Here is a 23,233-nt window from a genome sequence, read left to right as displayed (position 1 = left end):
TCGGGAGCGGACGAGGTTGCCGGCGTCAGCCGACGCGCTGGACCGCGCCCTTGTGCGCGCCGACGCCGCCGCGACGCGGCCGGAAACGGCGCTTGCGCTGGGGCTGTGCGCCCTCGCCCGCCGCTTCGCGGCGCGGACCGCGTGACGGGGCGCCGTCCGCCTTCTTGCGCAGCGCATCTTCGCGCTGGCGCTGCGGATCGCGGCCCTTGCCGCCGGTATTGCGCGGCGGCTGGGCGGGCTTGGGCAGGTTGCGGACCATCTCCGTAAAACCGTCGGGCAGCGCAACCGGCTCGGCGCGGGTCCGCGTCACGCGTTCGATGTCGCGCAGATAGGTGCGCTCGTCAGGCGCGACGAAGCTGATCGCAATGCCCTCCGCCCCGGCGCGCGCGGTGCGGCCGATCCGGTGGACATATTGTTCGGGGACGTTCGGAATCTCGAAGTTGATGACGTGGCTGACTCCGGACACGTCGATGCCGCGCGCCGCGATGTCGGTCGCGACGAGCAGCCGCACCTGCCCCGAACGGAAGGCCTGAAGCGCCGTGGTGCGCTGTCCCTGGCTCTTGTTGCCGTGGATCGCAAAGGCATCGATCCCCGCGCCTTTCAGATGGCGAACGACACGGTCGGCGCCATGCTTGGTGCGCGTGAAGATCAGCGCGCGGTCGATCTCCTCGCTGCGCAGGACATGATGAAGCAGCGCCTGCTTCTCCTTCTGCTCGACGAAGGTGACGCGCTGGCGGATCTTTTCCGCGGTCGTCGCCTGCGGCGCCACCGAGACGGTGACGGGGTCGTGCAGGAACTGCTGCGCGAGCGCCGCGATCTCCTTCGGCATCGTTGCCGAGAAGAAGAGATTCTGGCGCTGCTTCGGCAGGATCTTGGCGACGCGACGCAGCGAATGGATGAAGCCCATGTCCATCATCTGGTCGGCCTCGTCGAGGACGAAGATCTCGACGTCGTCGAGGCGCAGCGCGCGCTGGTCGACCAGGTCGAGCAGCCGGCCCGGCGTCGCGACGAGGATGTCGACGCCCTGCGACAGGTCACGAATCTGGCGATTGATCGGCACGCCGCCGAACACCGTCGCAACGCTGAGCTTGGTGAAACGGCCGTAGTCGCGACAGCTTTGCGCGATCTGCGCCGCCAGTTCACGGGTCGGCGACAGGACGAGCATGCGGCAGCCGCGCGGAGTGCGCGGGCGCGGGTTCGACAGCATATAGTCGAGCGAAGGCAGCGAGAAGGCCGCGGTCTTGCCGGTGCCGGTCTGCGCGATGCCGCACAGGTCGCGCCCTTCGAGCAGGACGGGGATCGCCTGGCTCTGAATCGGCGTCGGCTGGGTATAACGCTTGGCCGTCAGCGCACGCTCGATGTCGGCGTGGAGGCCGAAGTCTTTGAATTCCATTTTGATAATCTACTCACGATAAAGCCGTGGACGCGCCGCAAAACGGCCGCGCACGACAGGCGGGTTCGAAACGACCCGCGTGAAAGGGTGCCTCAAGGGACTCAGCGCAACCGGCTCGTCCAGCCCTGTCGCGGGCGGGAAAATCACGCTGCCGGTGGAGGGCGGCCTGCTGCCGCCATGCTGCGCTGCACAAGCATATGGCGGATATTGCGCAAAATTGCAAGATGATTGCGTGAGCCTGACGCCTCGCCCAAAAACCCGTTCGCCCTGCGCTTGTCGAAGGGCCGTTCTTTCTTCATTGCTAATCCAAAGAAAAGACCAGGGCTTCGACAAGCCAAGCACGAACCGAGGAGATTCAGGTGCCGGAAAACATCATCGTCATCGACGAAGGCACCACCTCAACGCGCACGATGCTGTTCGCCGCCGACGGCACACCGCTGGGTAGCGCGCAGCGCGAGTTCCGGCAGCATTATCCCGGCCCCGGCCTGGTCGAGCATGATGCCGAGGAAATCTGGCAGGCCACGCTCGCCTGTACGCGGACAATGATCGACAAGGCGGGCGGCGCCGACCGGATCGCCGCGATCGGCATCACCAACCAGCGAGAGACGGTGGTGTTCTGGGACCGGGCGACCGGCGCACCGCTTGCGCGCGCAATCGTCTGGCAGGACCGGCGCACCGCCGCCGCCTGCGCCGCGCTCAAGGAAGCGGGGCACGAAGCGACGGTGCAGGAGCGCAGCGGCCTGCTGCTCGATCCCTATTTTTCGGGAAGCAAGATCGGCTGGGCGCTCGAAAACTGGCCGCAATTACGCGAGGCGGGCGACCGGCTCGCGGTCGGAACGATCGAATCCTATCTCGTTTTCCGCCTGACCGGCGGCGTCCATGTCAGCGATGCGACCAACGCGTCCCGCACGCTGCTGATGAAGATCGACGGGGCGGGCGGCTGGGATGCCGGTCTGTGCGACCTGCTGGGCGTGCCGATGGGCCTGCTGCCCGAGATCGTGGGCTGCACGACCCGGGTCGGCACCACCGATCCCGCGCTGTTCGGCGGCGCCATCCCGATCTGCGGCATGGCGGGCGACCAGCAGGCGGCGACGATCGGTCAGGCGTGCCTTGCCCCCGGCCAGACCAAGGCGACCTTCGGCACCGGCGCCTTCATCCTGTCGGCGAGCGGAGAGACGCGCCCGCATTCGGCGAACCGCCTGCTGGCCACGGTGCTGGTGCAGGAAGGCGACCGGCGCAGCTATGCCCTCGAAGGATCGGTGTTCGTCGCCGGCAGCCTGATCCAGTGGCTGCGCGACGGATTGGGACTGCTCGCGAGCGCCGGCGAGAGCGAAGGACTGGCCCGGTCGGTGTCCGACAATGGCGGCGTCTATCTGGTCCCTGCCCTGTCCGGACTCGGCGCGCCGCACTGGCGCCCCGATGCGCTCGCCGCGCTGTCGGGGCTCAGCTTCGCAAGCAGCAAGGCGCATGTCGCGCGCGCCGCGCTCGAGGCGCAGGCCTATCAGGCGCACGACCTCAAGACCGCCTTCGCGGCCGACGGCGTCGACTGGGCCGACCTTCGCATCGATGGCGGCATGGCAGCGAACAACTGGATGGCGCAGGATCTGGCCGACATGCTGGGGCTGGTGGTCGAACGTCCGGACTTCGTCGAAAGCACGGCGCTCGGCGCCGCAATGCTGGCCGCGACGGGCGCGGGCCTGTATCCGAACCTTGCCGAGGCGGCACGGACGATGCGCGGCCGCACGACGCGCTTCACCCCGGCGCTCGACGCGCAGAAACGCGAAGCGCGCCTTGCCGGGTGGCAAAGCGCGCTTGCGAAGATTCTGACGGCGTAGAGCCCTCCCCTGAAAAGAGAGAGATCGGGGTGGAGGCCGCGATAAGGCGCGATGCTCCGATGCCCACCCCGCTGCGACTGGCGAACAGGTTCGCAAGTCCCGCTGCCCCTCCCGCGAGCGGGAGGGGAAAAGCGCTTTAGCGCTTGAGGGTGAGGCCGCCGAAGCGCTTGTTGAACTTCGCGACCTGGCCGCCCTGATCGAGCAGGCGCTGGTTGCCGCCGGTCCATGCCGGGTGCGCGGTCGGGTCGATGTCGAGCGTCAGCACATCACCTTCGCTGCCCCAGGTCGAGCGCGTCTGATATTCGGTGCCATCGGTCATCTTGACCGTGATCATGTGATAATCGGGGTGAAGGTCTTTTTTCATCTCGTCTGCTCCTGTGCCGCTGGTTTCCGACCAGCCGCGTGAGTCTGTGCGCCCGGGGACGCGAAGCCCGCGCCTTTAGGGGGCAATGGGGGGAAATGCAACACCCGACCCCTCTCTCTGGCGTCACGCCGGACTTGAACCGGCATCCATTCTCGCCGCGCCTGCGATGAAGTGCCGAATGGCCCCCCGATCAAGTCGGCGTTTATACCCTTGAGACAAGGACGCTGGTGGTCCCCGGCGAAAGCCGGGGTCCATGCGGGGCAGGCACACTTAGCTGGACCCCGGCTTTCGCCGGGGAACGCTTACCTGTCGGAAGGGGATAATTGCCAATCAAGTCCGGGGTGACGATGCAGCAGGGTCAGCCTCTTATTCCCCCGGCGGGTCGGCGATCATCGCGGTGAACTGGCACTCGGTCGCCACCTGCCCGTTGAGCATCGCCTTGCCCTCGAACTTGCAGATGGTGCGTTTCGCCTGAAGGATCGTGACGTGCAGGTCGAGCAAGCAGCCCGGCTCGACCGGCTTGCGGAATTTCACCCCGTCGATGCCCATGAAATAGACGAGCTTACCGGTGCCGGCGAGCCCGAGCGACTCGATCGCCAGCACCCCACCCGCCTGCGCAAGCGCCTCGACGATGAGGACGCCCGGCATGATCGGCCGGCCGGGGAAATGCCCCTGGAAGAAGGGCTCGTTGATCGTCACCGCCTTGACCGCGTGGATCGACCGGTCCCCGACCATCGATTCCACCCGGTCGACGAGCAGCATCGGATAGCGATGCGGCAACAGGCTGAGGATGCGCCGGATGTCAACCGGCCCCAGCGTTTCCGCAGCCTGTTCGCCGTCGCTCATCGGCTTAGCGCGTCGTCGGCTGGCTGCCGTTCGCCGGCGGCGCCGCCGGAGCGGCCGTGCCCTGCTGCGCGCGCGCGGCGTCCATCAGCTGCTGGTTGCGCTGCTGGACCAGCTGGCCCGGCTGGTAGCCGGCCGGCGGCGTGATCGTCACGTTCGGCAGGATGCGGTTGAGCTCGGTCACGACGGCATCGGTGATATCGACATTGGTCTCGCGCGCCAGAACCGCATCCGGATTGAGCAGCAGATCGACCTTCTTAGCAGTCATCGCGGCCTTGATCGCCTCGTTCATGCGGACGCTGATCTGGTCCTCGACATAGGCGATGGCGAGATCGACCGGCGCGCCGATGCGGCCGAGTTCCTCGCTGGCGGACTGGCGCTTGTCCTGCACCGCCTTCGCCGCCGCCTGAAGCGCTGCCTGGTTCTGCGGCGTCTTCTTCGCTTCCTCGTTATACTTGGCTACCAGCACGTTGAGCTCTGCCTGCAGCGTCTGGCCGCGCGATTCCTGCTGGTCGATCTGCGCCTTGTAGGTGGTCTGGATCTGCTGCGACGCGGTGGTGAAGGCGTTCGACTTGGCGGCGGCCACGCGCACGTCGGCGACCGCCGTGGAGCGCGCCTGCGCGGCGGCGGGAGCAGCGAACATCGGCGAGACCGAAAGGCTGGCGATCGCCAGCGCCGAAGCGACAAAAATTTTCTTCATCAGAATTGGGTTCCTACGTTGAATGAGAAGCGTTTGGTATCGTCACCCTCTTCTTTGCGGAGGGCATAGGCGAAGTCGATGCGGAACGGACCGAAGGGAGAATTCCAGTTGACCCCTGCGCCGATCGCGACGCGCGGCATCCAGGTATCGCCATAGAAGCGTTCCTCGAACGGTGCGAGGGCCGAGAAGCCGTTCGCGGTATCGCAGGTCTGATATTGACCGGAAGGGGTTCCGTCGGCGTTGGGCGTTTCGGTCGCGAACACCCGCTGCCCGGTGGCCGCGTTGCGACAGAGATATTTGGTCAGGCCAAAGCCCGGCGCGTTCGGGTCGGTCTCCCGGAAATCGGCGAGCGTCGTCAGCGTCGGGCGCTTAACGCTCCACACCGACCCGACGTCGAGGAACACCGACGGACGCAGCCCCAGTTCCTTCGCGCCGGTGCCGAGCGGAATGTCGACCTCCAGACGGCCCTGATAATAAGCGCGGCCGCCCAGCGAGTCGTCGATCCGGCCGTTGCGTTTCGACAGGCTGGTGTCGAGGATCGGGTTCGCCGGGTCGGTCAGGTCGACATTGCCGTAGCGGATGACGCGCGGGCCGACGCCGCGGATGTCGAAGCCGCGCATCTGCGGTTCGCCCAGGAAGAAGCGGTCGGTCAGGCGCACCTTGTCGCTGGTCGGCGTCGGGCGCCCGCCGAGCGGATAGATATAGCCGCCCTCTGCCGACACATTGAGGATGAAGCGGCTGCCGAGGTTGAAGTGCTTGCTCGCCGCGGCCCGGGTGCGAACATATTTGACGCTGCCCCCCAGCCCCGCAAAATCCTGGCTGATGCTGAACGACTGGCCGCGCGTCGGGCGCAGGCGATTGTCGCGGTCGTCATAAGCGAGCGTGAAGCCGACGAGCGAGGTCGTGCGCTTGCCGATCGCATCGCACAGATAGCGACCCGCAACCAACGGATCGCACTCGCCGCCGAAATAATAAAGTCGCTCGTCGAGCGAAACATCGTCGTAATTGAGGCTGTAACGTCCGAAGAAGGACATGAACTCGGTCAGCGGCACCCCGGCGTTGAGCTGGAAGCCCGTCGTCGTCTGCTCGAAGGTCGTCTGGCGATCGTTGCCGATGAAGTTGAACGAATTGAGGTCGCGGCGATAGATGCTGCCGCCGATCGAGATATTGCGGTCGAACAGATAGGGCTCGGTAAAGCCGAGCTCGATCGACTTGGAATAGCTCGAATAATTGACCGACGCCGACAATTGCTGCCCGAGACCGCGGAAGTTGCGCTGGCGGATCGATGCCTGGAGCAGGAAGCTTTCGATCGACGAGAAGCCGGCCGAGAGCGACAGTTCGCCGGTCGGCTTTTCCTGGACATTGGTTTCGAGGACGATGCGGTCGGGTTCGCTCCCTTCCTTGCGGTCGATCTCCAGATTCTCCTGGAAATAGCCGAGGCTGTTGATGCGGTTCTGGGTGCGCTTGATCCCGAAGCTGTTGAAGGCGTCGCCCTCGTTCAGGCGGAATTCGCGGCGAACCACCTTGTCGTGGGTCAGCGTGTTGCCGTTGACGTCGATCCGCTCGACATAGGTGCGCGGGCTTTCGGCGACGTCGAAGGTGATCGACATCGTCCGGTTGTCGGGATCGCGGCGGAACTCAGGGTTGATGTCGGCAAAGGCATAGCCGAACAGGCCCGCGGTCTCGCTGAGGCTTTCGACCGTGTCCTCGACCTGCTTGGCGTCGTACCAGTCGCCGGTGGTCATCGGCAGCAGGCGCTTCAGCGTCTCCGGCTGGAAATCGCGGATCTGGCTCTTCACGTCGATGTCGCCGAACTTGTACCGCTCGCCCTCCTCGACGACATAGGTGATGATGAAATCCTGCTTGTTGCTCGTCAGTTCGGCGACAGCAGAAATGACGCGGAAGTCCGCATAGCCGTTCTGCAGGTAGAACAGTCGCAGCTTCTGCTGGTCATAGGCGAGGCGGTCGGGATCGTAGGTCGTGTTCGACGACAGGATGGTGAGCAGCCCCGATTCCTTGGTCGCCATCTCTCCCTTGAGTTCACCGTCGCTGAATTTCTCGTTGCCGATGATGTTGATCTGGCGGACCTTCGATTTCGGTCCCTCGTCGATCTCGAACACCACGTCGACGCGGTTCTGGTCGAGCGTGACCATCTTGGGATCGACGGTCGCGGCGAAACGACCCTGGCGCTTGTAGAGTTCGATGATGCGCGCAACGTCGGCGCGGACCTTCGACCGGGTGAAGATCTGGCGCGGCGCGAGCTTGATCTCGGGCCGGATCTTGTCTTCCTTCAGGCGCTTGTTGCCTTCCAGGATGACGCGGTTGATCACCGGGTTTTCGGTGACCTGAATGGTCAGCGCCCCATTGTTGTCGGTGATCTGGAAATCCTTGAACAGCTCCGTCGCCGCAAGATCCTTCAGCGCCTGGTCGAGCGTCGCGCGGTCATAGGGCTGGCCGACGCGCAGCCGCAGATAGGAGAGGATCGTCTGCGCCTCGAGCCGCTGGTTGCCCGTCACCGTGATCGACTGAACGGTCGAGGCCGCGGGCACCGCCTCCGTCGTGGGGGTCGGAACCGTCGGGGCCGGAACGACCGGCGGCGCGACTTCCTGCGCCAGCAGCGCGGCGGGCCATGCCAGCATCGTCCCCGCCATAAGGAGAGCCGACACCTGCGCCCGCGCCATAGATTTGTGTGAAGCCACGCTGTTCATCCCGCAAAAATAACTCGAAGCGATCAACCCGCCGAACGCGGACCTGCGCGCTCTCCTGCCCCAGACCGGCTATCCAATCAAGCGGGCGATCCGATCCCACAGGCCGAATGAGCCCAAATCGTTGAAAGTCACGACCAGCATCAGGGTCACGACCACCGCAAAACCAAATCGAAAGGCCCATTCCTGCGCCTGCAGCGGCGCCGGGCGCCGCCGGACCGCTTCATAGGCATGGAAGAGAAGATGGCCGCCATCGAGCATCGGCAATGGCAACAGGTTTATGAACCCCAGATTGATGGACACGAAGGCGATGAAGAAGATCAGCGACGCCACGCCGAGCGTCGCCATCTCGCCCGACTGCTTCGCGATCCGCAACGGCCCGCCCATATCCTTGACCGAGCGCTGGCCGGTCACGAACTGGCCGAGAATCTTGCCGGTCATCCGAACAAGGCCCCAGGTCTGCGCGGTGCCGGCAGTCAGCGCCTCGACCGGTCCGACCGTGGTATAGACCGGCGCCACCGGGCGGATGCCGATGATCGCGCGCTCGGCCTTGTTCCCGAAGCGATCGGTCTCGGTCACGATCCGCGGGCGCAGCGTGAGGGTCCGCTGCTCGCCGCCGCGCTCGATCCCGATTTCCACCGGCCGGCCGAGATCGAAGGCAACGGCCATGGGGATGTCCATAAAATCCTCGATCGCACGTCCGTTGATCCGGGCGATGCGGTCGCCGACCTCGAGTTGCGCCTTGTCCGCCGCGCTGCCCGCTTCGATCGCGCCGATCACCGGCGGGGTCGTCGCAACGCCGTAGACCATGGCAAAGGCCGCGAAGATTGCGATGGCGAACAGGAAATTGGTCAGTGGCCCGGCGAGGACGATTAGCGCGCGCTTCCACACCGGCTGCGCGGGAAAGCTGTGCGCGCGCTCGGCCTCGGGCAGCGATTGCCATTCGGCATCGGGCTGGCTCACCGCATCGCGGTCGCCGGCGAACTGGACATAGCCGCCGAGCGGCAGCCAGCCGACCTTCCATTCGGTGCCGCGCCTGTCGGTCCAGCCGAATATCCGGCGCCCGAAACCGATCGAGAAGGTGTCGGCCTTCACCCCGCACCAGCGGCCGACGATATAATGCCCATATTCGTGCACGAACACGAGCGGCCCGAGGACGATCAGGAAGGCGATCAGATAGAGCCAGGGCGGCACGTCAAGCATGTTCGAGCTGGTCCACAAAATGCTGCGCGGTCGTGCGCGATGCGGCATCGACGCTGAATATGTCCTGAAGCGATGTCGGCACCGCCGGCGCATCGGCGTCGAGCACCCGCTTCACCGTATCGACGATCGCGGGAAAGGCGATGCGTCCGCCGAGGAAAGCGGCGACGGCCGTCTCGTTCGCGGCATTGAGCTGCGCCGGCCGCGCGCCGCCTTCTGCAATAGCGGCGCGGCAGAGCGCGGTCGCGGGAAAGCGCGCCTCGTCGGGCGCCTCGAAATCGAGCCGCGCGATGGCGGGAAGGTCGAGCGGCGCGCACGGCGTGACCATGCGCTGCGGCCACGCAAGTGCAGAGGCAATCGGGATGCGCATGTCGGGCGAGCCGAGCTGCGCGAGCGTCGAACAATCGACATATTCGACGAGGCTGTGGATCACCGACTGCGGATGGACGAGGATTTCGATCCGATCGAGGCCCACCGGAAAGAGGTGATGTGCCTCGATCAGTTCGAGCCCCTTGTTCATCATCGTCGCCGAATCGACGCTGATCTTCGCGCCCATCGACCAGTTGGGATGCGCAACCGCCTGCGCCGGGGTGACGTGTGCCATCGCTTCCGCCGTCATGGTGCGGAAGGGACCGCCGCTCGCGGTCAGGATGATCCGGCGCACCTGCTCGATGCGTCCGCCCGCCAGGCACTGGAAGATCGCATTATGCTCTGAATCGACGGGCAGGATCGTCGCACCCGACGCGCGGGCGGTCGCGGTCATCAGCGCACCCGCGGACACCAGCGCTTCCTTGTTGGCGAGCGCGACGTCGGTGCCCGCTTCGAGCGCAGCCATCGTCGGCGCGAGGCCGGCGGTGCCGACGATCGCCGCCATGACGAGATCGGCCGGGCACCGCGCCGCCTCGACGAGTGCGTCGGCGCCCGCCGCCGCCTCGATGCCCGTTCCGGCCAGCGCAGCCCTCAGCGCCGGATAACGCGTCTCGTCGGCGATCACCGCGACGTCGGGCCGGAATTCGCGCGCCAGCTTCGCAAGCTCGGCGACATCGCGGTTCGCGGTCAGCACCGTCACCCGCCACGCCTCTCCATCGCGGCGGACGAGGTCGAGGGTCGACTGGCCGACCGACCCCGTGGCGCCGAAGAGCGAGAGGCGGCGCGTCATCTCAGCCCGCCGCCCGCACCGCGATCTGCCCCGCGAAAGCCAGTGCGCCGAGCACCAGCGCCACCGGCAGCAAGCCGTCGACACGGTCGAAGATGCCGCCATGGCCGGGGATCAGGCTGCCCGAATCCTTGACGCTGGCGCGGCGCTTCATCCAGCTTTCGCCCAGGTCGCCGAGTTGCGCGAGCAGCCCCATGAACAGGCCGATCCACAGCGGAATACCGACGATCCCCGCGCGGTCGCCGATCGTCGCGCTGGCGACCAGCGCCGCGATCATGCCGCCGAACAGTCCCGACCAGGTCTTCGACGGACTGATCGCCGGAGCGAGCCGCGCGCCCCCGAAGGCGCGGCCGGCGAAATAGGCGCCGATGTCGGTCGCCCAGACCATGCCGAACACCCACAGCGCCGCGGTGACACCCAATTGGTCGCGGATATGCCAGAGACCACCCACCGCGCCGAGGACGAGCAGCGGACCGAGCAGCGTCAATGCCCCGCGCGCGCCGCCGCCGAGCGACATGGCGCGAACGAGCGCGAACCATTCGACGAGCAGAAGCGCCGCGCCGACAAGGAGCAGCAGCCCGAAGGCGATGCCGCCGAACCACAGTGCCGCGCCGGCGATCGCGAAGAGGACGATCGCCGAGCCGACGCGGACGCCCAGATCCGATTTTGCTGCCGCCATCGTCACAATCCCCCGAAGCGGCGTTCGCGCCGCGCAAAATGGTCGAGCGCCGCCCGCAGGTCGGCCGGCTTGAAATCGGGCCAGAGCGTATCGGTGAAATAGAGTTCGGCATAGGCCGATTGCCAAAGCAGGAAATTCGACAGCCGCACCTCGCCCGAAGTGCGGATGAGCAGGTCGAGCGGCGGCAGGCCGGCCGTGTCGAGGTGGGCCTCGATCGCCTGCGCGCTGATCCCGCCTTCCGCGGCGGCCGCGCGCGCGGCGCGCACCAGTTCATCCTGCGCGCCATAGTTGAGCGCGACGGCCAGCGTCGTGCGGCTGTTCCCCGCGGTGCGCGCGATCGCATCCTCGATCAGCGCGACGACGTCGGGTGCCAATGCGCGCCAGTCGCCGATGACCTTGAGCCGGACGTCGTTGGCGGCAAATTCGTCGAGATCGCTCAGGATGAAGCGCTTCATCAGCCCCATCAGGTCGCTGACCTCTTCCTCGGGCCGCTTCCAGTTTTCCGAGGAGAAGGCGTAGAGCGTCATCGCCTCCAGTTCCATCTCGGCCGCGGCGCGCACGATGTTGCGCACCGCCTCGACCCCGGCCTTGTGGCCGGCGACGCGCGGCAGAAAGCGCTTCTTCGCCCAACGGCCATTGCCGTCCATGATGATGGCGACATGCCGTGCGCCGTGGGAGGGGGTGGTCACGAGAGCGCCTTCAGAATCCGTTCGTGTCGAGCGAAGTCGAGACACCCGTCAGCATCGCGCAACGAGGATGGGCATCTCGACTTCGCTCGATGCGAACGAAAGAGAGGCGGGGACGGGAGGGCACTAGCCGAGGATTTCCTTTTCTTTCGCGCTCGCGGCGGCGTCGATTTCGGCGATGACCGAATCGGTCAGCTTCTGCACCTCGGTCTCCGACCGCTTGCGGTCGTCCTCGCTGATTTCCTTCTTGTTCTCGTCCTGCTTCAGCGCGTCCATGCCGTCGCGGCGGACGTTGCGCACCGCGACGCGCGCCTTTTCGGCATATTGGCCGGCAAGCTTCGACAGTTCCTTGCGGCGCTCCTGCGTCATCTCGGGGATCGGCAGGCGCAGCACCTGGCCGTCGACGATCGGGTTCAGGCCCAGGCCGGCAGCGCGGATCGCCTTGTCGACCGGGCCGACGTTCGACTTGTCCCACACCTGCACCGACAGCATCCGCGGTTCGGGCGCGCTGATCGACGCAAGCTGGTTGAGCGGCATGTGCGAGCCATAGACCTCGACCGTCACCGGATCGAGCAGCGCCGTATGCGCGCGGCCGGTGCGCAGCCCCGCAAGGTCGTGCTTGAGCGATTCGACCGCGCCGTGCATGCGGCGGTCGAGGTCGGCCTTGTCATATTTCGCCATTGTCTTGTCCTCTTCTATGCGGTCAGGCCGCGTCGCCGACGACGGTGCATACGCCATCGCCTGCCAGCACGCGGGCCAGATTGCCGGGTTCGCGGATGTTGAACACGACAATCGGAATCTGATTGTCGCGGCACAGCGCCACCGCGCTCGCGTCCATCACCTTCAGATTGTCGGCAAGCACGCGGTCGTAGCCGAGCCGGTCGTAACGCACCGCCGTCGGGTCCTGCTTGGGGTCGGCATTATAGACGCCGTCGACGCTGGTGCCCTTCAGCAGCGCGTCGCACTTCATCTCCGCCGCGCGCAGCGCCGCGCCGCTGTCGGTGGTGAAATAGGGCGCGCCGACGCCGGCGGCGAAGATCACCACCCGTCCCTTTTCCATATGACGTTCGGCGCGGCGGCGGATGACGGGCTCGCACACCTTGTCCATTTCGATCGCCGACTGGACGCGCGTCTCCACGCCCAGCTGTTCGAGCGCATTCTGCATCGCCAGCGCGTTCATCACCGTCGCGAGCATCCCCATATAGTCGGCCTGCGCGCGGTCCATGCCCTTCGCCGCGCCCGCCATGCCGCGAAAGATGTTGCCGCCGCCGATGACAAGGCAGATTTCAAGCCCGCGATCCTTCGCCGCCTTGACCTCCGCCGCCATGCTCGCGACCGTGTCGGGGTCGATCCCGAACGGCGTCGTGCCCATCAACGCCTCGCCCGACAGCTTGAGCAGGATGCGTTTCATGCCGGGCAATGCCATGTCGAGGAGAACCTTCACCAAGGGGTCGAAAAACCAATGGCGCGCACCCTAGTCAGAGTGCGCGCCATTGCCAAGCGGACTGCCGCACCGATCGGGCGGCAGCCGCGGATCATCATTAGCGGCCGGCAGCGGCGGCGACTTCGGCGGCGAAGTCGCTCTCTTCCTTCTCGATGCCTTCGCCGAGCTGGAAGCGCATGAAGCCCTTGAGGGTGATGTCCGCGCCGACGTCCTTGCCCGCAGCGGCGACGACTTCGGCGACCGGGGTCTTGCCGTCGATCACGAACGGCTGCGACAGCAGCGCGTTTTCCTTGCGGAACTTGGCGATCGTGCCGTCGACCATGCGCGAGACGATGTCGGCGGGCTTGCCCGACTGGGCGGCCTTTTCCTCAGCGATCGCGCGTTCGCGGGCGATCAGTTCGGCGTCGAGTTCGTCGCCGTTGAGCGCGAGCGGGTTGGCGGCAGCGACGTGCATCGCCAGCTGCTTGCCGAGCGGTTCAAGGACATCGGCGCCGGCGCTCGATTCGAGCGCGACGAGCACGCCGATCTTGCCGAGACCCGGCGCGGCGGCGTTGTGGACATAGCCGGTGACGACGCCCGAGCCGACCGAGAGGATGGCGACGCGGCGCAGCGACTGATTCTCGCCGATCGTGGCGATGTTCTGCGTCAGCGCCTCGGCGACGGAGCCGCCCGCGGGATAGGCGGCGGCGCCCAGCGCGTCGATGTCGGCGATGTCGCCGGCCAGCGCGACCTGGGTCACGTCGCGGACGAAGCCCTGGAACTGTTCGTTCTTGGCAACGAAGTCGGTTTCGCTGTTGACCTCGACCATCGCGCCGCGGGTGCCGTCGGTGACGACGCCGACCAGCCCCTCGGCGGCGACGCGGCCGGCCTTCTTGGCGGCGGCGGCAAGACCCTTGGTGCGCAGCCAGTCGATCGACGCTTCGATGTCGCCGTCATTCTCGGCGAGCGCCTTCTTGCAATCCATCATGCCCGCGCCGGTGCGTTCGCGCAGTTCCTTGACGAGGGCGGCCGTGATCTCAGCCATGGGGTGATCCTTTCCAAAAGGGGGGCGGGCCATCGGATCGGCCCGCCGCTGCGCCGCGCGCATGGCGGCGCGACAAGACAGGAGGATGACAGGGACGGCGCCTGTCGCGGCGCCGGCCCGTCACGCAACGTGCTTACGCGTCGCTCTGACGCTCGGTTTCGGCGGCCGCTTCGGCCGGAACCTGCTCGTCCTCGGTCGCCGGGGTCTCGGCAAGCACGGGCTCGGCGATCGGCTCGACCGCCGCGCCGAGGTCCTCGCCGCGATCGACGCGCGCCTGCTGGCCGCCGCGGGTCGCCGCCTGGGCGACCGCTTCGCAGTAAAGGCGGATGGCGCGCGCGGCGTCATCGTTCGCGGGAACCGGGAAGGCGATGCCGTCGGGCGAGACGTTCGAATCGAGGATCGCGACGACCGGGATGCCCAGGACATTCGCTTCCTTGATCGCCAGCTCTTCCTTGTTCGCGTCGATCACGAACATCACGTCGGGAATGCCGCCCATGTCGCGGATGCCGCCAAGGCTCAGTTCGAGCTTGTCGCGCTCGCGCGTCCTGTTGAGCACTTCCTTCTTGGTGAGGCCCGAGGTGTCGCCCGCAAGCTGTTCCTCGAGCGTCTTGAGGCGGCGGATCGAATTGGAGATCGTCTTCCAGTTGGTGAGCATGCCGCCCAGCCAGCGGTGGTTGACGAAATGCTGACCCGATGCGCGCGCGGCGTCGGCGATCGGCCCCTGCGCCTGGCGCTTGGTGCCGACGAACAGCACCTTGCCGCCCGCCGCCGCGGTCGAGGACACGAAGTCGAGCGCGCGCGCGAAGAGCGGCACGGTCTGCGACAGATCGAGAATGTGGATGCCGTTGCGCGCGCCGAAGATATACGGCTTCATGCGCGGGTTCCAACGGTGGGTCTGGTGGCCGAAGTGGGCGCCCGCTTCGATAAGATTCTGCATCGTGACGACAGGTGCCGCCATGGTCTTTCTCCTTCCGGTTAGTCCTCTGGAAGGCAAGAACCGAGACATCCGCGAAGGGATGGACCCGGCACCGGTATGTGCGCCTTCCATGTGGAATGCGCGGGCCGTTAGCCGCATCGCCGCCCGGAATCAAGGAAAAAGCCACTGCCGGGTGCACGCCCGCCGCATGAACGCCGGGCGCAGTCAAAACGATTCATCGACGATAAGCACCGCTTCATCGCAGGATGATTGAGAACATATCATGAACATGGAACGAAGCGGATAGCGAAACCGTCATGCCGATGCGGGAGGTTTCGCAGACCGAAACCGAAAGGACAAGTCGATGCTTCAGGTCGCTGCCGCTCTCCTCTTCACCCTTGCTGCGGGGCTTGGCCTCGCCGTGATCCTGGCGATGCTGACATCGAACGGCGATGCGATCCTTTCGGCGCTTGCGGGCGACGGGGCTTTCCCGGCCGACGGTGTTCCGGCCTCCCCGGCTCCGGCCGCCGCGACGACGCGCCAGCGCCCTGCCCGCCGTCTTCCCGTCCGTTCGGTTTCGCGCGCGATGGCCGCGCAGCCGCTGCTCAGCCGCGCCGCCTGACCCGCGCATAGCTCGCGATGCCGAACGGCAGCAATGCGACGTAGATAACGCAGATCGCGAGCAGGCTGTGCCAGGGTGCGGTGACGAGCGCGGCGCCGAGCAGACCGACGCCGGCGAGCGCGAAGAGCCGCCACGAACGGCGCAGACGGATCGACGACCAGCCATAGGTGGGGATCGCGGAGATCATCAGCATCGCGATGGCGAGCACCCACGGCATCACGACATACCATTCGCGGAACAGCGTCTCGCCGGTCACCAGCCACAGATAGACGGGAACGAAGGCCAGTCCGGCCCCGGCCGGCGCCGGGATGCCGGTCAGAAAACCCGCCGCCTTGTGCGGCTGGACATCGGCGTCCATGCGCGAATTGAAGCGCGCGAGACGCAATGCGCAGCACACCGCGAGCGCCAGCGCCGCGGTCCAGCCGAATTTCGGCGCATCCTGCAGCGACCAGAGGAACATCACCATCGCCGGCGCGACGCCGAAGGCGATCACGTCGGACAGCGAATCGAGCTCGGCGCCGAAACGGCTCTGGGCGCGGAGCAGCCGCGCGATGCGTCCGTCCATTCCGTCGAGCACCCCCGCGAAGATGATCGCGGCGAGCGCCTTTTCCCACTCCTCGCCGATCGCGAAGCGAACCCCCGTCAGCCCGAAACAGAGCGCCAGCGCCGTGACCGCGTTGGGCGCGAAGGCGCGCAGCGGCAGGCCGACGATCCGGCGCTCGGCTGCATCCGCCTGTCGATCGGCACCATCCATCGCCGCCGCCCCTATTGCCCGATGCCGTCGATCGTCTCGGCGTGGCCGATCCGCGCTATGACGGTTTCGCCTGCCAGCGCGCGCTGGCCGAGCAGCACCTGCGGCGTCGTGCCTGCGGGCAGATAGACGTCGACACGGCTGCCGAAACGGATCAGCCCGACGCGCTGTCCGGTCGTAACCTCGTTCCCCATGCTGACGAAGGGCATGATCCGCCGCGCGACGAGACCCGCGATCTGGGTAAAGCCGATCCGCACCCCGTCGGCGCGCTCAACGACGAAATGCTGGCGCTCATTCTCCTCGCTTGCCTTGTCGAGGTCGGCGTTGACGAACTTGCCGGGGATATAAACGAGCTTGCGCAGCGTCCCCGCGACCGGGGTGCGGTTGATATGGACGTCGAAGACGCTCATGAAGATCGACACGCGCAGCATCGGCGCATCGCCGAGGCCGTCGGGTCCGGCGATCTCGATCGGCGGCGGCACCTCGGCGATCTGGGTGACGAGCCCGTCGGCCGGCGCGATGACAAGGTCGCGCGCCGTCGGGGTCACGCGCACCGGATCGCGGAAGAAGGCGGCAACCCAGACGGTCAGGCCGAACATCAGCCAGCCGGCGATCTCCCAGCCCAGCAGCCAGAAGCAGAGGGTGACGACGCCCGCGATCAACAGGAACTTGCGCCCCTCCGGATGGATCGACGGCCAGCGCCACTTGATGCCGCCGCCGGGACGGTTCGAGGAAATGGTGGAGGACATAGCGGTCTTTCTAGGGGGGCGGTTCCAAAGAGACAATCGAGTTGTGCAATCGTTCCGCGCCTCGCCCGATCAGGCGCATCACCACGGCGGTTGAACAATCGGGCCGCATTGCCTAAGGCGCCCTGCAATTCGACTCCCCACAGGAAAAGGCACGCACATGGGCAAGATCAAGGTAGCCAACCCGGTCGTCGAACTCGACGGCGACGAAATGACCCGGATCATCTGGCAATGGATCCGCGAGCGGCTGATCCTGCCCTATCTCGACATCGACCTGCACTATTACGACCTCGGCATCGAGGAGCGCGACCGCACCGACGACAAGATCACCGTGGAAGCGGCGAACGCGATCAAGAAGCATGGCGTCGGCGTCAAATGCGCAACGATCACCCCCGACGAGGCCCGCGTCGAGGAATTCGGCCTGAAGAAGATGTGGAAGTCGCCGAACGGCACGATCCGCAACATCCTGGGCGGCGTCGTCTTCCGCGAGCCGATCGTGATGAAGAACGTGCCCAGACTGGTTCCCGGCTGGACCGACCCGATCGTCGTCGGCCGCCACGCCTTCGGCGACCAGTATCGCGCGACCGATTTCCGCGTTCCCGGCCCCGGCAAGCTGCGCATGGTGTTCGAGGGCGAGGACGGCACCGTCATCGACGAGGAAGTGTTCCAGTTCCCGTCGTCGGGCGTCGCGATGGGCATGTACAATCTGGACGATTCGATCCGCGATTTCGCGCGCGCCAGCCTCAACTACGGCATCGCGCGCCAGTGGCCGGTCTATCTGTCGACCAAGAACACCATTCTCAAGGCCTATGACGGCCGCTTCAAGGACCTGTTCGAGGAAATCTATCAGACCGAATTCAAGGCGAAGTTCGACGAACTGGGCATCACCTATGAGCATCGCCTGATCGACGACATGGTCGCGTCGGCGCTGAAATGGTCGGGCAAGTTCGTGTGGGCCTGCAAGAATTACGACGGCGACGTCCAGTCGGACACCGTCGCGCAGGGCTTCGGCTCGCTCGGCCTGATGACCAGCGTGCTGATGACCCCCGACGGCAAGACGGTCGAATCGGAAGCCGCGCACGGCACCGTCACCCGCCACTATCGCATGCACCAGCAGGGCAAGGCGACCTCGACCAATCCGATCGCGTCGATCTTCGCGTGGACGGGCGGGCTCAAGCACCGCGGCAAGCTAGACGGCACGCCCGAGGTGACGCAGTTCGCCGACGACCTCGAGAAGGTCTGCGTCGCCACGGTCGAAAGCGGCAAGATGACCAAGGACCTCGCGCTGCTGATCGGTCCCGACCAGAACTGGCTGACCACCGAAGGCTTCTTCGAGGCGATCGTCGAGAATCTCGACAAAAAAATGGGCGGCTAACCAACCAAAAAAGTTGAGATACGGCCGGCCGACCTGCATAAGGTCGGCCAATGGTCACCGAAGCCGAAACATCCGCCATCGGCAACGCCCTCGTCGTGCTGGGCGCGGCGGGCGTCGTCATACCCGCCTTCGCGCGCTTCCGCATCTCGCCGGTCATCGGCTTCATTCTCGTCGGGCTGCTCGTCGGGCCGTCGGGGCTGGGAAGCTTCACCGCCGATTATCCCTGGCTGAGGCACGTCACCATCTCGTCGCCGGACGATATCGCGCTGTTCGGCGAACTCGGCATCATCCTGCTGCTCTTTTCGATCGGTTTGGAGCTTTCGTTCCGCCGCCTCTGGCAACTCCGCAAGCTGGTGTTCGGGATCGGCGCCGCCGAACTGCTGCTGGGCGGAGCGATCCTCGGCACGGCGCTGATGCTGGTCAGCGATCAATCGACGGCATCGGCCTATGGGCTGGGCATCGCGCTCGCGCTGTCGTCGACGGCGCTCGTCCTGCCCATCGCGGGCACTCAATCCGCGGTCGGCCGCGCCTCCTTTTCGATGCTGCTGTTCGAGGATCTGGCGCTCGTCCCGATCATCTTCATCCTCGCAGCCCTGTCGCCGGCGGCGTCGGGCGACAGCGCCGAACTGCTGCTGACCACGCTGTGGCAGGGGGCGCTGGTCGTCGCGGCGCTGGCGATCGGCGGCTGGTTTCTGCTGCCGCGCATCTTCGCGCAGGCGGCGCGCGCCAAGGACCCGGAACTGTTCCTGGCCGCCAGCCTGCTCGTCGTCATCGTCGCCGCGCTGGCGACCGCGGCGGTCGGCCTGTCGCCGATCGTCGGCGCGCTGCTCGCCGGACTGATGATCGCCGAGACCGAATATCATACCGAGGTCGAGGCGATTACCGCGCCGTTCAAGGGGCTCGCGCTCGGCGTGTTCCTGATCAGCGTCGGCATGGGGCTCAATCTGCGGACGATTGCCGGACTGTGGCCGCAACTCATCGCCGCGGTGGTCGGCGTGGTGCTGATCAAGGCGGTCGTCACCGCCGCGCTGCTGCGTTTTTCGGGCGCGGCGCGGCGCGGCACCGCGGCCGAGGTCGGGCTGTTGATGGCCAGCCCCTCGGAAACCACGCTGATCGTGCTCGCGACCGCGCTCCAGGCACAGATCATCAGCCGCACCACCGCCGAATTCTGGCAGCTCGTTACCGCGATCGGCCTGACCATAACGCCGCTGCTCGCACGCGTCGGCCACGACATCGCCCGGCGCATCGAGATACGGGTCGCCGAAGCCGAAGCCGACGACGACGGGCCGCCGCCGCGGCGCACCGTCGTCGTCGGCTTCGGCCGCGTCGGGCGCATCGTCGCCGGATTGCTGAAAGAGCATGAGCGCCCCTATATCGCGGTCGATGCCGACATCGACGCCGTCGCCGCGGCGCGGCGCGACGGTTTCGCGGTGCGCTTTGCCGACGTCGGACGGCCGGGCAGCCTCGACCGGCTGGGCATCGACACCGCCGAAGCGGTCGTCCTGACCATGGACGACCCGGTGCAGCAGCTTCGCATGACGCGGCGGCTGCGGCGCAAATATCCCGACCTGCCGATCATCTCTCGCGCGCGCGGCGCCGACCATGCCGCCGCCCTCTATCAGGCCGGCGCCACCGATGCCGTTCCCGAAACGCTCGAAAGCTCGCTTCAACTCGCCGAAGCGGTGCTGATCGACCTCGGCGTCGCGATGGGGCCGGTGATCGCGTCGATCCACGACGTGCGCGCGAAGATGCGCCACGACATCATGACCAAGGGTCACCTCGATCGCGAACCGCGCATCCAGAGGCTGCGGCCGTTGCCCGGCGAGGACGGCTAGGGAGCAGGCCCTTTTCCGCTACTGCCCGCCGGCCCGTCCATCCGCGCGGCCAAGCGCCGACGCGTCGGCGAGCGACATTCCCTGCGGCAGGACGACCCCCGACCACTGGCGGTCGGGCTTCAGATAGCGCCGCGCGAGACGCTGGATGTCGGCCGCGGTGACGGCGGAGATATCCTCCCCGATCGACAGCGCCGCCGCCGCCACGCGCGGGTCGCGGGTCGCGCCTTCGAGCAGGAACATCCAGTAGAGATTGCCCGTCGAGGCGCGCGCGACCTGCTCGCGGATCGGGCCCGCATTGCGCGCCAGTTCGTCCGCGCTCACCGGCCGCGCGACGAGGTCGGCGGCGATGTCGCGGGCGATCGCATAGAAACGGTCGATGTCCTTCGGCGCCAGCAGACTGCCGACCAGCAGATAACCGCCGCTGTCGAAGGCGGTGGGCCAGTGGCTGTCGACGACGGGCCCGTAGCTGGCCCCCTGCTCGGCGCGCAGCCGATCGAAGAGCCGGTCGTTGAAGATCGCCGCCAGCACATCAAGCGCGCGCGCGTCGCGCGGCGCCGTGAGACCGCCGCCCGTCGGCCACGCCGTCATCGCCGCCGCCTGCCCACGCTCGCCGCGGTGATAGGCGATCATCGGCGTTTTGCTGTGTTTCGCGAAAGCGACCGCCTGCCCTTCGGGCGGTGCAAGCGGGCTGCGCGGCGGCAGCTCCCCCAGCGTATCGGCGAGGATCTGACGATAATCGACCGAAGAAAGATCGCCGAACAACTGAACCTCGATCGGCCCGCTCGCGAGCCGCGGTTCCCAGAAGCTGCGGAAAGCCGCGGGCGTCAGCGCCTCGATCTGCGCCTTGTCGGGCGCCGCCCAGCGCGCGTCCCCGGCGGTCAGCCAGCCGCGCAGATTGCGGTCGAGCACCGCATTGGGCGTCGCGTCGTTGACATCGTAGCCGGTCAGAAAGCCGACGCGCAGTCGCTCGACCGGTGCCACGTCCCAGCGTGGAAAGGCGAGCTTGCCGGCGATCAGCTTCATCTGGTCGGCGAGGTCGGCGGGCCTGCTTTCCGCCGCCAGTTCGAAGGCATCGTCGTCGATATCGAAATTGAGCTGAATCTGCCGCCCGTTGGTGATCTGGTCGATCTCGTTCTGACCCCAGGGACCGATGCCGCTCGCGACCAGCGCATAATCGCCCGTCCACAACAGATTGGGCGCGTCGGCGGCAACGCTGCGGTTGCCCGATCCGAAACGGACGTTGACGCGCACCTTGCCGGGCTCCACCGCATTGTTCGACACCAGCGCGGTCACGCCGTTGGCGAACTCGATCCGTTCGGCACGCAACCCGGGAATCTGCGTCGCCGACACGATCGTACCGGGCTGGCCGATCGCGGGCAGTTCGCCGATGTCCACTTTCGCCACCGCCAGCCGGTCATCGCGAATCTGTGCGGGGACGGCGAGCGCGGCGAGCAACGCCTTGTCCCCGCCCTCGACCGCCGTCGGCGTCGTCAGCACGACGCGCGTCACCGGCGCCGCAAAGATCGCGCGGCTGATGTCGAGCATCACCTGCGGCGTCGCCGAAGCACGGATCGCCTTGAACATATCGACCTGCCCCTGCGGGCTGGTCACGGTTTCGCCGATGTCAACCGCTCGCACCATGTCGTCGGCCAGGCGGGCGCCGGGTTCGTTACGCGCATTTTCGAGCTCCTTGGCGAGGAACGCCTCGATCTCGTTCGCCTCGCGGTCGATGTCGGCCTGCGACGGCGGCGTCTGGACCGCGTCGGCAATCACGCCGCGCACATCGGCGAGCGCGGCCTTCCAATCGCCGAGCGGCACGATCTGCGCCATCGTCACGTCGGCGCTGCGGCTGACATATTCCTGCCCGACCGTGGCGACGAGATAGCTGCCGCCGCTGCGCGCCCGGTTTTCGAGCCGCCGGTTGACGAGCGCCTGCGCCAGATATTCCAGATAGAGGCGCCGCGTATTCTCGACCGTGTCGATCCGCTTCTTCCACGGACGGATCATCGCGAGCATCAATGCCGCGGGCTGGCCCGGCTCGACGATCTCGCGCGCGACCGCTGCCTTGGGGTCGGGCATACCGAAATCGGGCGGCGTCGGATTCGATCCATCGGCGCTCCAGTTACCGTAATATCGGGCAATCAGCCGTTCGAATTCCGCCGGATCGGCATCGCCGACAATGACGATCACCGCGCGGTCGGGGCGATACCAGCGATCGTGAAATGCCGTGACGCTGTCGGCGCGCGCACCGGCGAGCGTTTCCTGCGTGCCGATCGGCGAGCGGTCGGCAAGCGGCTGGCCGGCGAAGAGATGGGCGTTGGTGGCATCGGCGATGCGCTTTTGCGGCCCATCCGATTCGCGCAGCTCGGAAACCACGACGCCGCGCTCGGCCTCGACCGCGGCCGCCGAGATGCGCGGCTCGCGGATCATGCCCGACAGCAGTTTCATACTCTCGTCGAGATTGGCGGCCGTCACGCTGGGCAGGTCGAGTTGATAGACCGTCTGCGTCGGTGTCGTCTGGGCGTTGGTATCGCTGCCGAAGGAAACGCCGAAACGCTGCCAGATGCGCTTCGCCTCGCCATCGGGAATATGGACCGATCCACGAAAGGTCAGATGCTCGAGGAGGTGGGCGAAACCGCGCTCCTTCTCGGTCTCGAACAGCGATCCGACATCCATCCGCACCCGGATCGACACCTGCCCCGGCGGAACCCCGTTATTGCGGACCGCATAACGGAGCCCGTTGGTGAGCGTGCCGAAGCGCCACCCGGCATCGCGCGGAATGTCGCTGCCGGCATAGAGCCAGTCGTCGCCAGCGGCCTGTGCGGAAGAGAGTGCCGAGGTCGCAGCCTCTTGCGCCGGAGCGCGCACGGGCGCGAGCAGCAGCATGGTGGTCGCGCATGCAGTCAGCAGAACAGAAAATCGGCGCCGCGCGGCGCGCGTGGGAAAAATCGACATCGCG

Annotated in this window: 20 protein-coding genes; 4 read left to right on the top strand and 16 right to left on the bottom strand. The window is 66.7% G+C overall.

Going from position 1 to position 23,233, the window contains the following annotated elements; genetic code table 11:
- Window positions 1-25: 25 nt before the first annotated feature.
- Window positions 26-1,393 (bottom strand): DEAD/DEAH box helicase, encoded by a 1,368-nt coding sequence (locus AC2S9W_RS10890; RefSeq protein ID WP_067184559.1) that lies wholly within the window; start codon window positions 1,391-1,393, stop codon window positions 26-28.
- A gap of 359 nt (window positions 1,394-1,752) precedes the next feature.
- Here AC2S9W_RS10890 and AC2S9W_RS10885 point away from each other — a divergent pair, with 359 nt between their 5' ends.
- On the top strand, window positions 1,753-3,228 hold the full coding sequence (locus tag AC2S9W_RS10885) for a glycerol kinase (RefSeq protein WP_486570802.1): 1,476 nt from the start codon (window positions 1,753-1,755) through the stop codon (window positions 3,226-3,228).
- Window positions 3,229-3,364: 136 nt separating this feature from the next.
- On the opposite strand, the gene rpmE is transcribed toward AC2S9W_RS10885, so the two are convergent.
- The 12 genes from rpmE to rpsB form a co-directional block, all read right to left on the bottom strand.
- Window positions 3,365-3,592, bottom strand: coding sequence for a 50S ribosomal protein L31 (gene rpmE, locus AC2S9W_RS10880; protein WP_067112011.1), 228 nt, complete (start codon window positions 3,590-3,592; stop codon window positions 3,365-3,367).
- A 366-nt stretch (window positions 3,593-3,958) separates the two neighbouring features.
- Window positions 3,959-4,438, bottom strand: a complete 480-nt coding sequence (gene fabZ / locus AC2S9W_RS10875) for a 3-hydroxyacyl-ACP dehydratase FabZ (RefSeq protein WP_486570801.1) — start codon at window positions 4,436-4,438, stop codon at window positions 3,959-3,961.
- A 4-nt stretch (window positions 4,439-4,442) separates the two neighbouring features.
- Window positions 4,443-5,135: an OmpH family outer membrane protein gene (locus AC2S9W_RS10870; RefSeq protein WP_067184564.1), complete on the bottom strand. Its 693-nt coding sequence runs from the start codon at window positions 5,133-5,135 to the stop codon at window positions 4,443-4,445.
- Window positions 5,135-7,843 carry an outer membrane protein assembly factor BamA gene (gene bamA, locus AC2S9W_RS10865; RefSeq protein WP_486570800.1) on the bottom strand — a complete coding sequence of 903 codons (2,709 nt, stop codon included), beginning with the start codon at window positions 7,841-7,843 and terminating at the stop codon, window positions 5,135-5,137. The genes AC2S9W_RS10870 and bamA overlap by 1 nt, the downstream gene beginning before the upstream one ends.
- Window positions 7,844-7,912: 69 nt before the next feature.
- On the bottom strand, window positions 7,913-9,043 hold the full coding sequence (rseP, locus tag AC2S9W_RS10860; RefSeq protein WP_067184567.1) for an RIP metalloprotease RseP: 1,131 nt from the start codon (window positions 9,041-9,043) through the stop codon (window positions 7,913-7,915).
- Window positions 9,036-10,199, bottom strand: a complete 1,164-nt coding sequence (locus tag AC2S9W_RS10855) for a 1-deoxy-D-xylulose-5-phosphate reductoisomerase (RefSeq protein ID WP_486570799.1) — start codon at window positions 10,197-10,199, stop codon at window positions 9,036-9,038. The genes rseP and AC2S9W_RS10855 overlap by 8 nt, the downstream gene beginning before the upstream one ends.
- A gap of 1 nt (window position 10,200) precedes the next feature.
- Window positions 10,201-10,875 (bottom strand): phosphatidate cytidylyltransferase, encoded by a 675-nt coding sequence (locus tag AC2S9W_RS10850; protein WP_486570798.1) that lies wholly within the window; start codon window positions 10,873-10,875, stop codon window positions 10,201-10,203.
- Between the two features lie 2 nt (window positions 10,876-10,877).
- A complete protein-coding gene (gene uppS / locus AC2S9W_RS10845; RefSeq protein WP_067111636.1) occupies window positions 10,878-11,522 on the bottom strand; it encodes a polyprenyl diphosphate synthase in 645 nt (214 codons plus the stop codon).
- A 165-nt stretch (window positions 11,523-11,687) separates the two neighbouring features.
- Window positions 11,688-12,242: a ribosome recycling factor gene (gene frr, locus AC2S9W_RS10840; protein ID WP_067111638.1), complete on the bottom strand. Its 555-nt coding sequence runs from the start codon at window positions 12,240-12,242 to the stop codon at window positions 11,688-11,690.
- 22 nt (window positions 12,243-12,264) lie between these two features.
- Complete coding sequence (pyrH, locus tag AC2S9W_RS10835; protein ID WP_067111641.1) at window positions 12,265-12,987, bottom strand: UMP kinase; 723 nt, start codon at window positions 12,985-12,987, stop codon at window positions 12,265-12,267.
- A gap of 115 nt (window positions 12,988-13,102) precedes the next feature.
- Window positions 13,103-14,029 (bottom strand): translation elongation factor Ts, encoded by a 927-nt coding sequence (gene tsf, locus AC2S9W_RS10830; protein WP_486570797.1) that lies wholly within the window; start codon window positions 14,027-14,029, stop codon window positions 13,103-13,105.
- A 133-nt stretch (window positions 14,030-14,162) separates the two neighbouring features.
- Window positions 14,163-14,987, bottom strand: coding sequence for a 30S ribosomal protein S2 (rpsB, locus tag AC2S9W_RS10825; protein ID WP_067111647.1), 825 nt, complete (start codon window positions 14,985-14,987; stop codon window positions 14,163-14,165).
- 322 nt (window positions 14,988-15,309) lie between these two features.
- Between rpsB and AC2S9W_RS10820 the strand changes: the two genes are divergently transcribed.
- Window positions 15,310-15,567, top strand: a complete 258-nt coding sequence (locus AC2S9W_RS10820; RefSeq protein ID WP_076075969.1) for a hypothetical protein — start codon at window positions 15,310-15,312, stop codon at window positions 15,565-15,567.
- Here AC2S9W_RS10820 and AC2S9W_RS10815 read toward each other — a convergent pair.
- Window positions 15,551-16,321 (bottom strand): CDP-alcohol phosphatidyltransferase family protein, encoded by a 771-nt coding sequence (locus AC2S9W_RS10815; RefSeq protein WP_076075972.1) that lies wholly within the window; start codon window positions 16,319-16,321, stop codon window positions 15,551-15,553. The genes AC2S9W_RS10820 and AC2S9W_RS10815 overlap by 17 nt on opposite strands.
- Window positions 16,322-16,332: 11 nt before the next feature.
- Window positions 16,333-17,067, bottom strand: a complete 735-nt coding sequence (locus AC2S9W_RS10810) for a phosphatidylserine decarboxylase (RefSeq protein WP_424538023.1) — start codon at window positions 17,065-17,067, stop codon at window positions 16,333-16,335.
- A 157-nt stretch (window positions 17,068-17,224) separates the two neighbouring features.
- Between AC2S9W_RS10810 and AC2S9W_RS10805 the strand changes: the two genes are divergently transcribed.
- Together AC2S9W_RS10805 and AC2S9W_RS10800 are read left to right on the top strand one after the other, a co-directional pair.
- Window positions 17,225-18,439, top strand: coding sequence for an NADP-dependent isocitrate dehydrogenase (locus tag AC2S9W_RS10805; protein ID WP_067111658.1), 1,215 nt, complete (start codon window positions 17,225-17,227; stop codon window positions 18,437-18,439).
- A 50-nt stretch (window positions 18,440-18,489) separates the two neighbouring features.
- Window positions 18,490-20,274 (top strand): cation:proton antiporter domain-containing protein, encoded by a 1,785-nt coding sequence (locus AC2S9W_RS10800; protein WP_067111661.1) that lies wholly within the window; start codon window positions 18,490-18,492, stop codon window positions 20,272-20,274.
- Window positions 20,275-20,292: 18 nt separating this feature from the next.
- Here the strand turns inward: AC2S9W_RS10800 and AC2S9W_RS10795 are convergent, their stop codons facing one another.
- Window positions 20,293-23,229, bottom strand: a complete 2,937-nt coding sequence (locus AC2S9W_RS10795; protein WP_486570796.1) for a M16 family metallopeptidase — start codon at window positions 23,227-23,229, stop codon at window positions 20,293-20,295.
- Between the last annotated feature and the right edge of the window lie 4 nt (window positions 23,230-23,233).

This window comes from Sphingopyxis sp. 550B (genome assembly GCF_057401805.1).
Note: the sequence above shows the minus strand (reverse complement) of the source record. Positions and strands in the feature narration are given on the sequence as shown.

What these genes read in the sequence shown, in the direction of transcription:
- rpsB (WP_067111647.1), bottom strand. Translation starts at nt 14,987, where the DNA reads ATGGCGGCACCTGTCGTCACGATGCAGAATCTTATCGAAGCGGGCGCC.
- tsf (WP_486570797.1), bottom strand. Translation starts at nt 14,029, where the DNA reads ATGGCTGAGATCACGGCCGCCCTCGTCAAGGAACTGCGCGAACGCACC.
- bamA (WP_486570800.1), bottom strand. Translation starts at nt 7,843, where the DNA reads ATGAACAGCGTGGCTTCACACAAATCTATGGCGCGGGCGCAGGTGTCG.
- rseP (WP_067184567.1), bottom strand. Translation starts at nt 9,043, where the DNA reads ATGCTTGACGTGCCGCCCTGGCTCTATCTGATCGCCTTCCTGATCGTC.
- frr (WP_067111638.1), bottom strand. Translation starts at nt 12,242, where the DNA reads ATGGCGAAATATGACAAGGCCGACCTCGACCGCCGCATGCACGGCGCG.
- AC2S9W_RS10855 (WP_486570799.1), bottom strand. Translation starts at nt 10,199, where the DNA reads ATGACGCGCCGCCTCTCGCTCTTCGGCGCCACGGGGTCGGTCGGCCAG.
- AC2S9W_RS10820 (WP_076075969.1), top strand. Translation starts at nt 15,310, where the DNA reads ATGCTTCAGGTCGCTGCCGCTCTCCTCTTCACCCTTGCTGCGGGGCTT.
- AC2S9W_RS10870 (WP_067184564.1), bottom strand. Translation starts at nt 5,135, where the DNA reads ATGAAGAAAATTTTTGTCGCTTCGGCGCTGGCGATCGCCAGCCTTTCG.
- rpmE (WP_067112011.1), bottom strand. Translation starts at nt 3,592, where the DNA reads ATGAAAAAAGACCTTCACCCCGATTATCACATGATCACGGTCAAGATG.
- AC2S9W_RS10810 (WP_424538023.1), bottom strand. Translation starts at nt 17,067, where the DNA reads ATGTCCTCCACCATTTCCTCGAACCGTCCCGGCGGCGGCATCAAGTGG.
- AC2S9W_RS10795 (WP_486570796.1), bottom strand. Translation starts at nt 23,229, where the DNA reads ATGTCGATTTTTCCCACGCGCGCCGCGCGGCGCCGATTTTCTGTTCTG.
- AC2S9W_RS10805 (WP_067111658.1), top strand. Translation starts at nt 17,225, where the DNA reads ATGGGCAAGATCAAGGTAGCCAACCCGGTCGTCGAACTCGACGGCGAC.
- uppS (WP_067111636.1), bottom strand. Translation starts at nt 11,522, where the DNA reads ATGGACGGCAATGGCCGTTGGGCGAAGAAGCGCTTTCTGCCGCGCGTC.
- AC2S9W_RS10890 (WP_067184559.1), bottom strand. Translation starts at nt 1,393, where the DNA reads ATGGAATTCAAAGACTTCGGCCTCCACGCCGACATCGAGCGTGCGCTG.
- AC2S9W_RS10800 (WP_067111661.1), top strand. Translation starts at nt 18,490, where the DNA reads ATGGTCACCGAAGCCGAAACATCCGCCATCGGCAACGCCCTCGTCGTG.
- AC2S9W_RS10850 (WP_486570798.1), bottom strand. Translation starts at nt 10,875, where the DNA reads ATGGCGGCAGCAAAATCGGATCTGGGCGTCCGCGTCGGCTCGGCGATC.
- fabZ (WP_486570801.1), bottom strand. Translation starts at nt 4,438, where the DNA reads ATGAGCGACGGCGAACAGGCTGCGGAAACGCTGGGGCCGGTTGACATC.
- AC2S9W_RS10815 (WP_076075972.1), bottom strand. Translation starts at nt 16,321, where the DNA reads ATGGATGGTGCCGATCGACAGGCGGATGCAGCCGAGCGCCGGATCGTC.
- pyrH (WP_067111641.1), bottom strand. Translation starts at nt 12,987, where the DNA reads ATGGCATTGCCCGGCATGAAACGCATCCTGCTCAAGCTGTCGGGCGAG.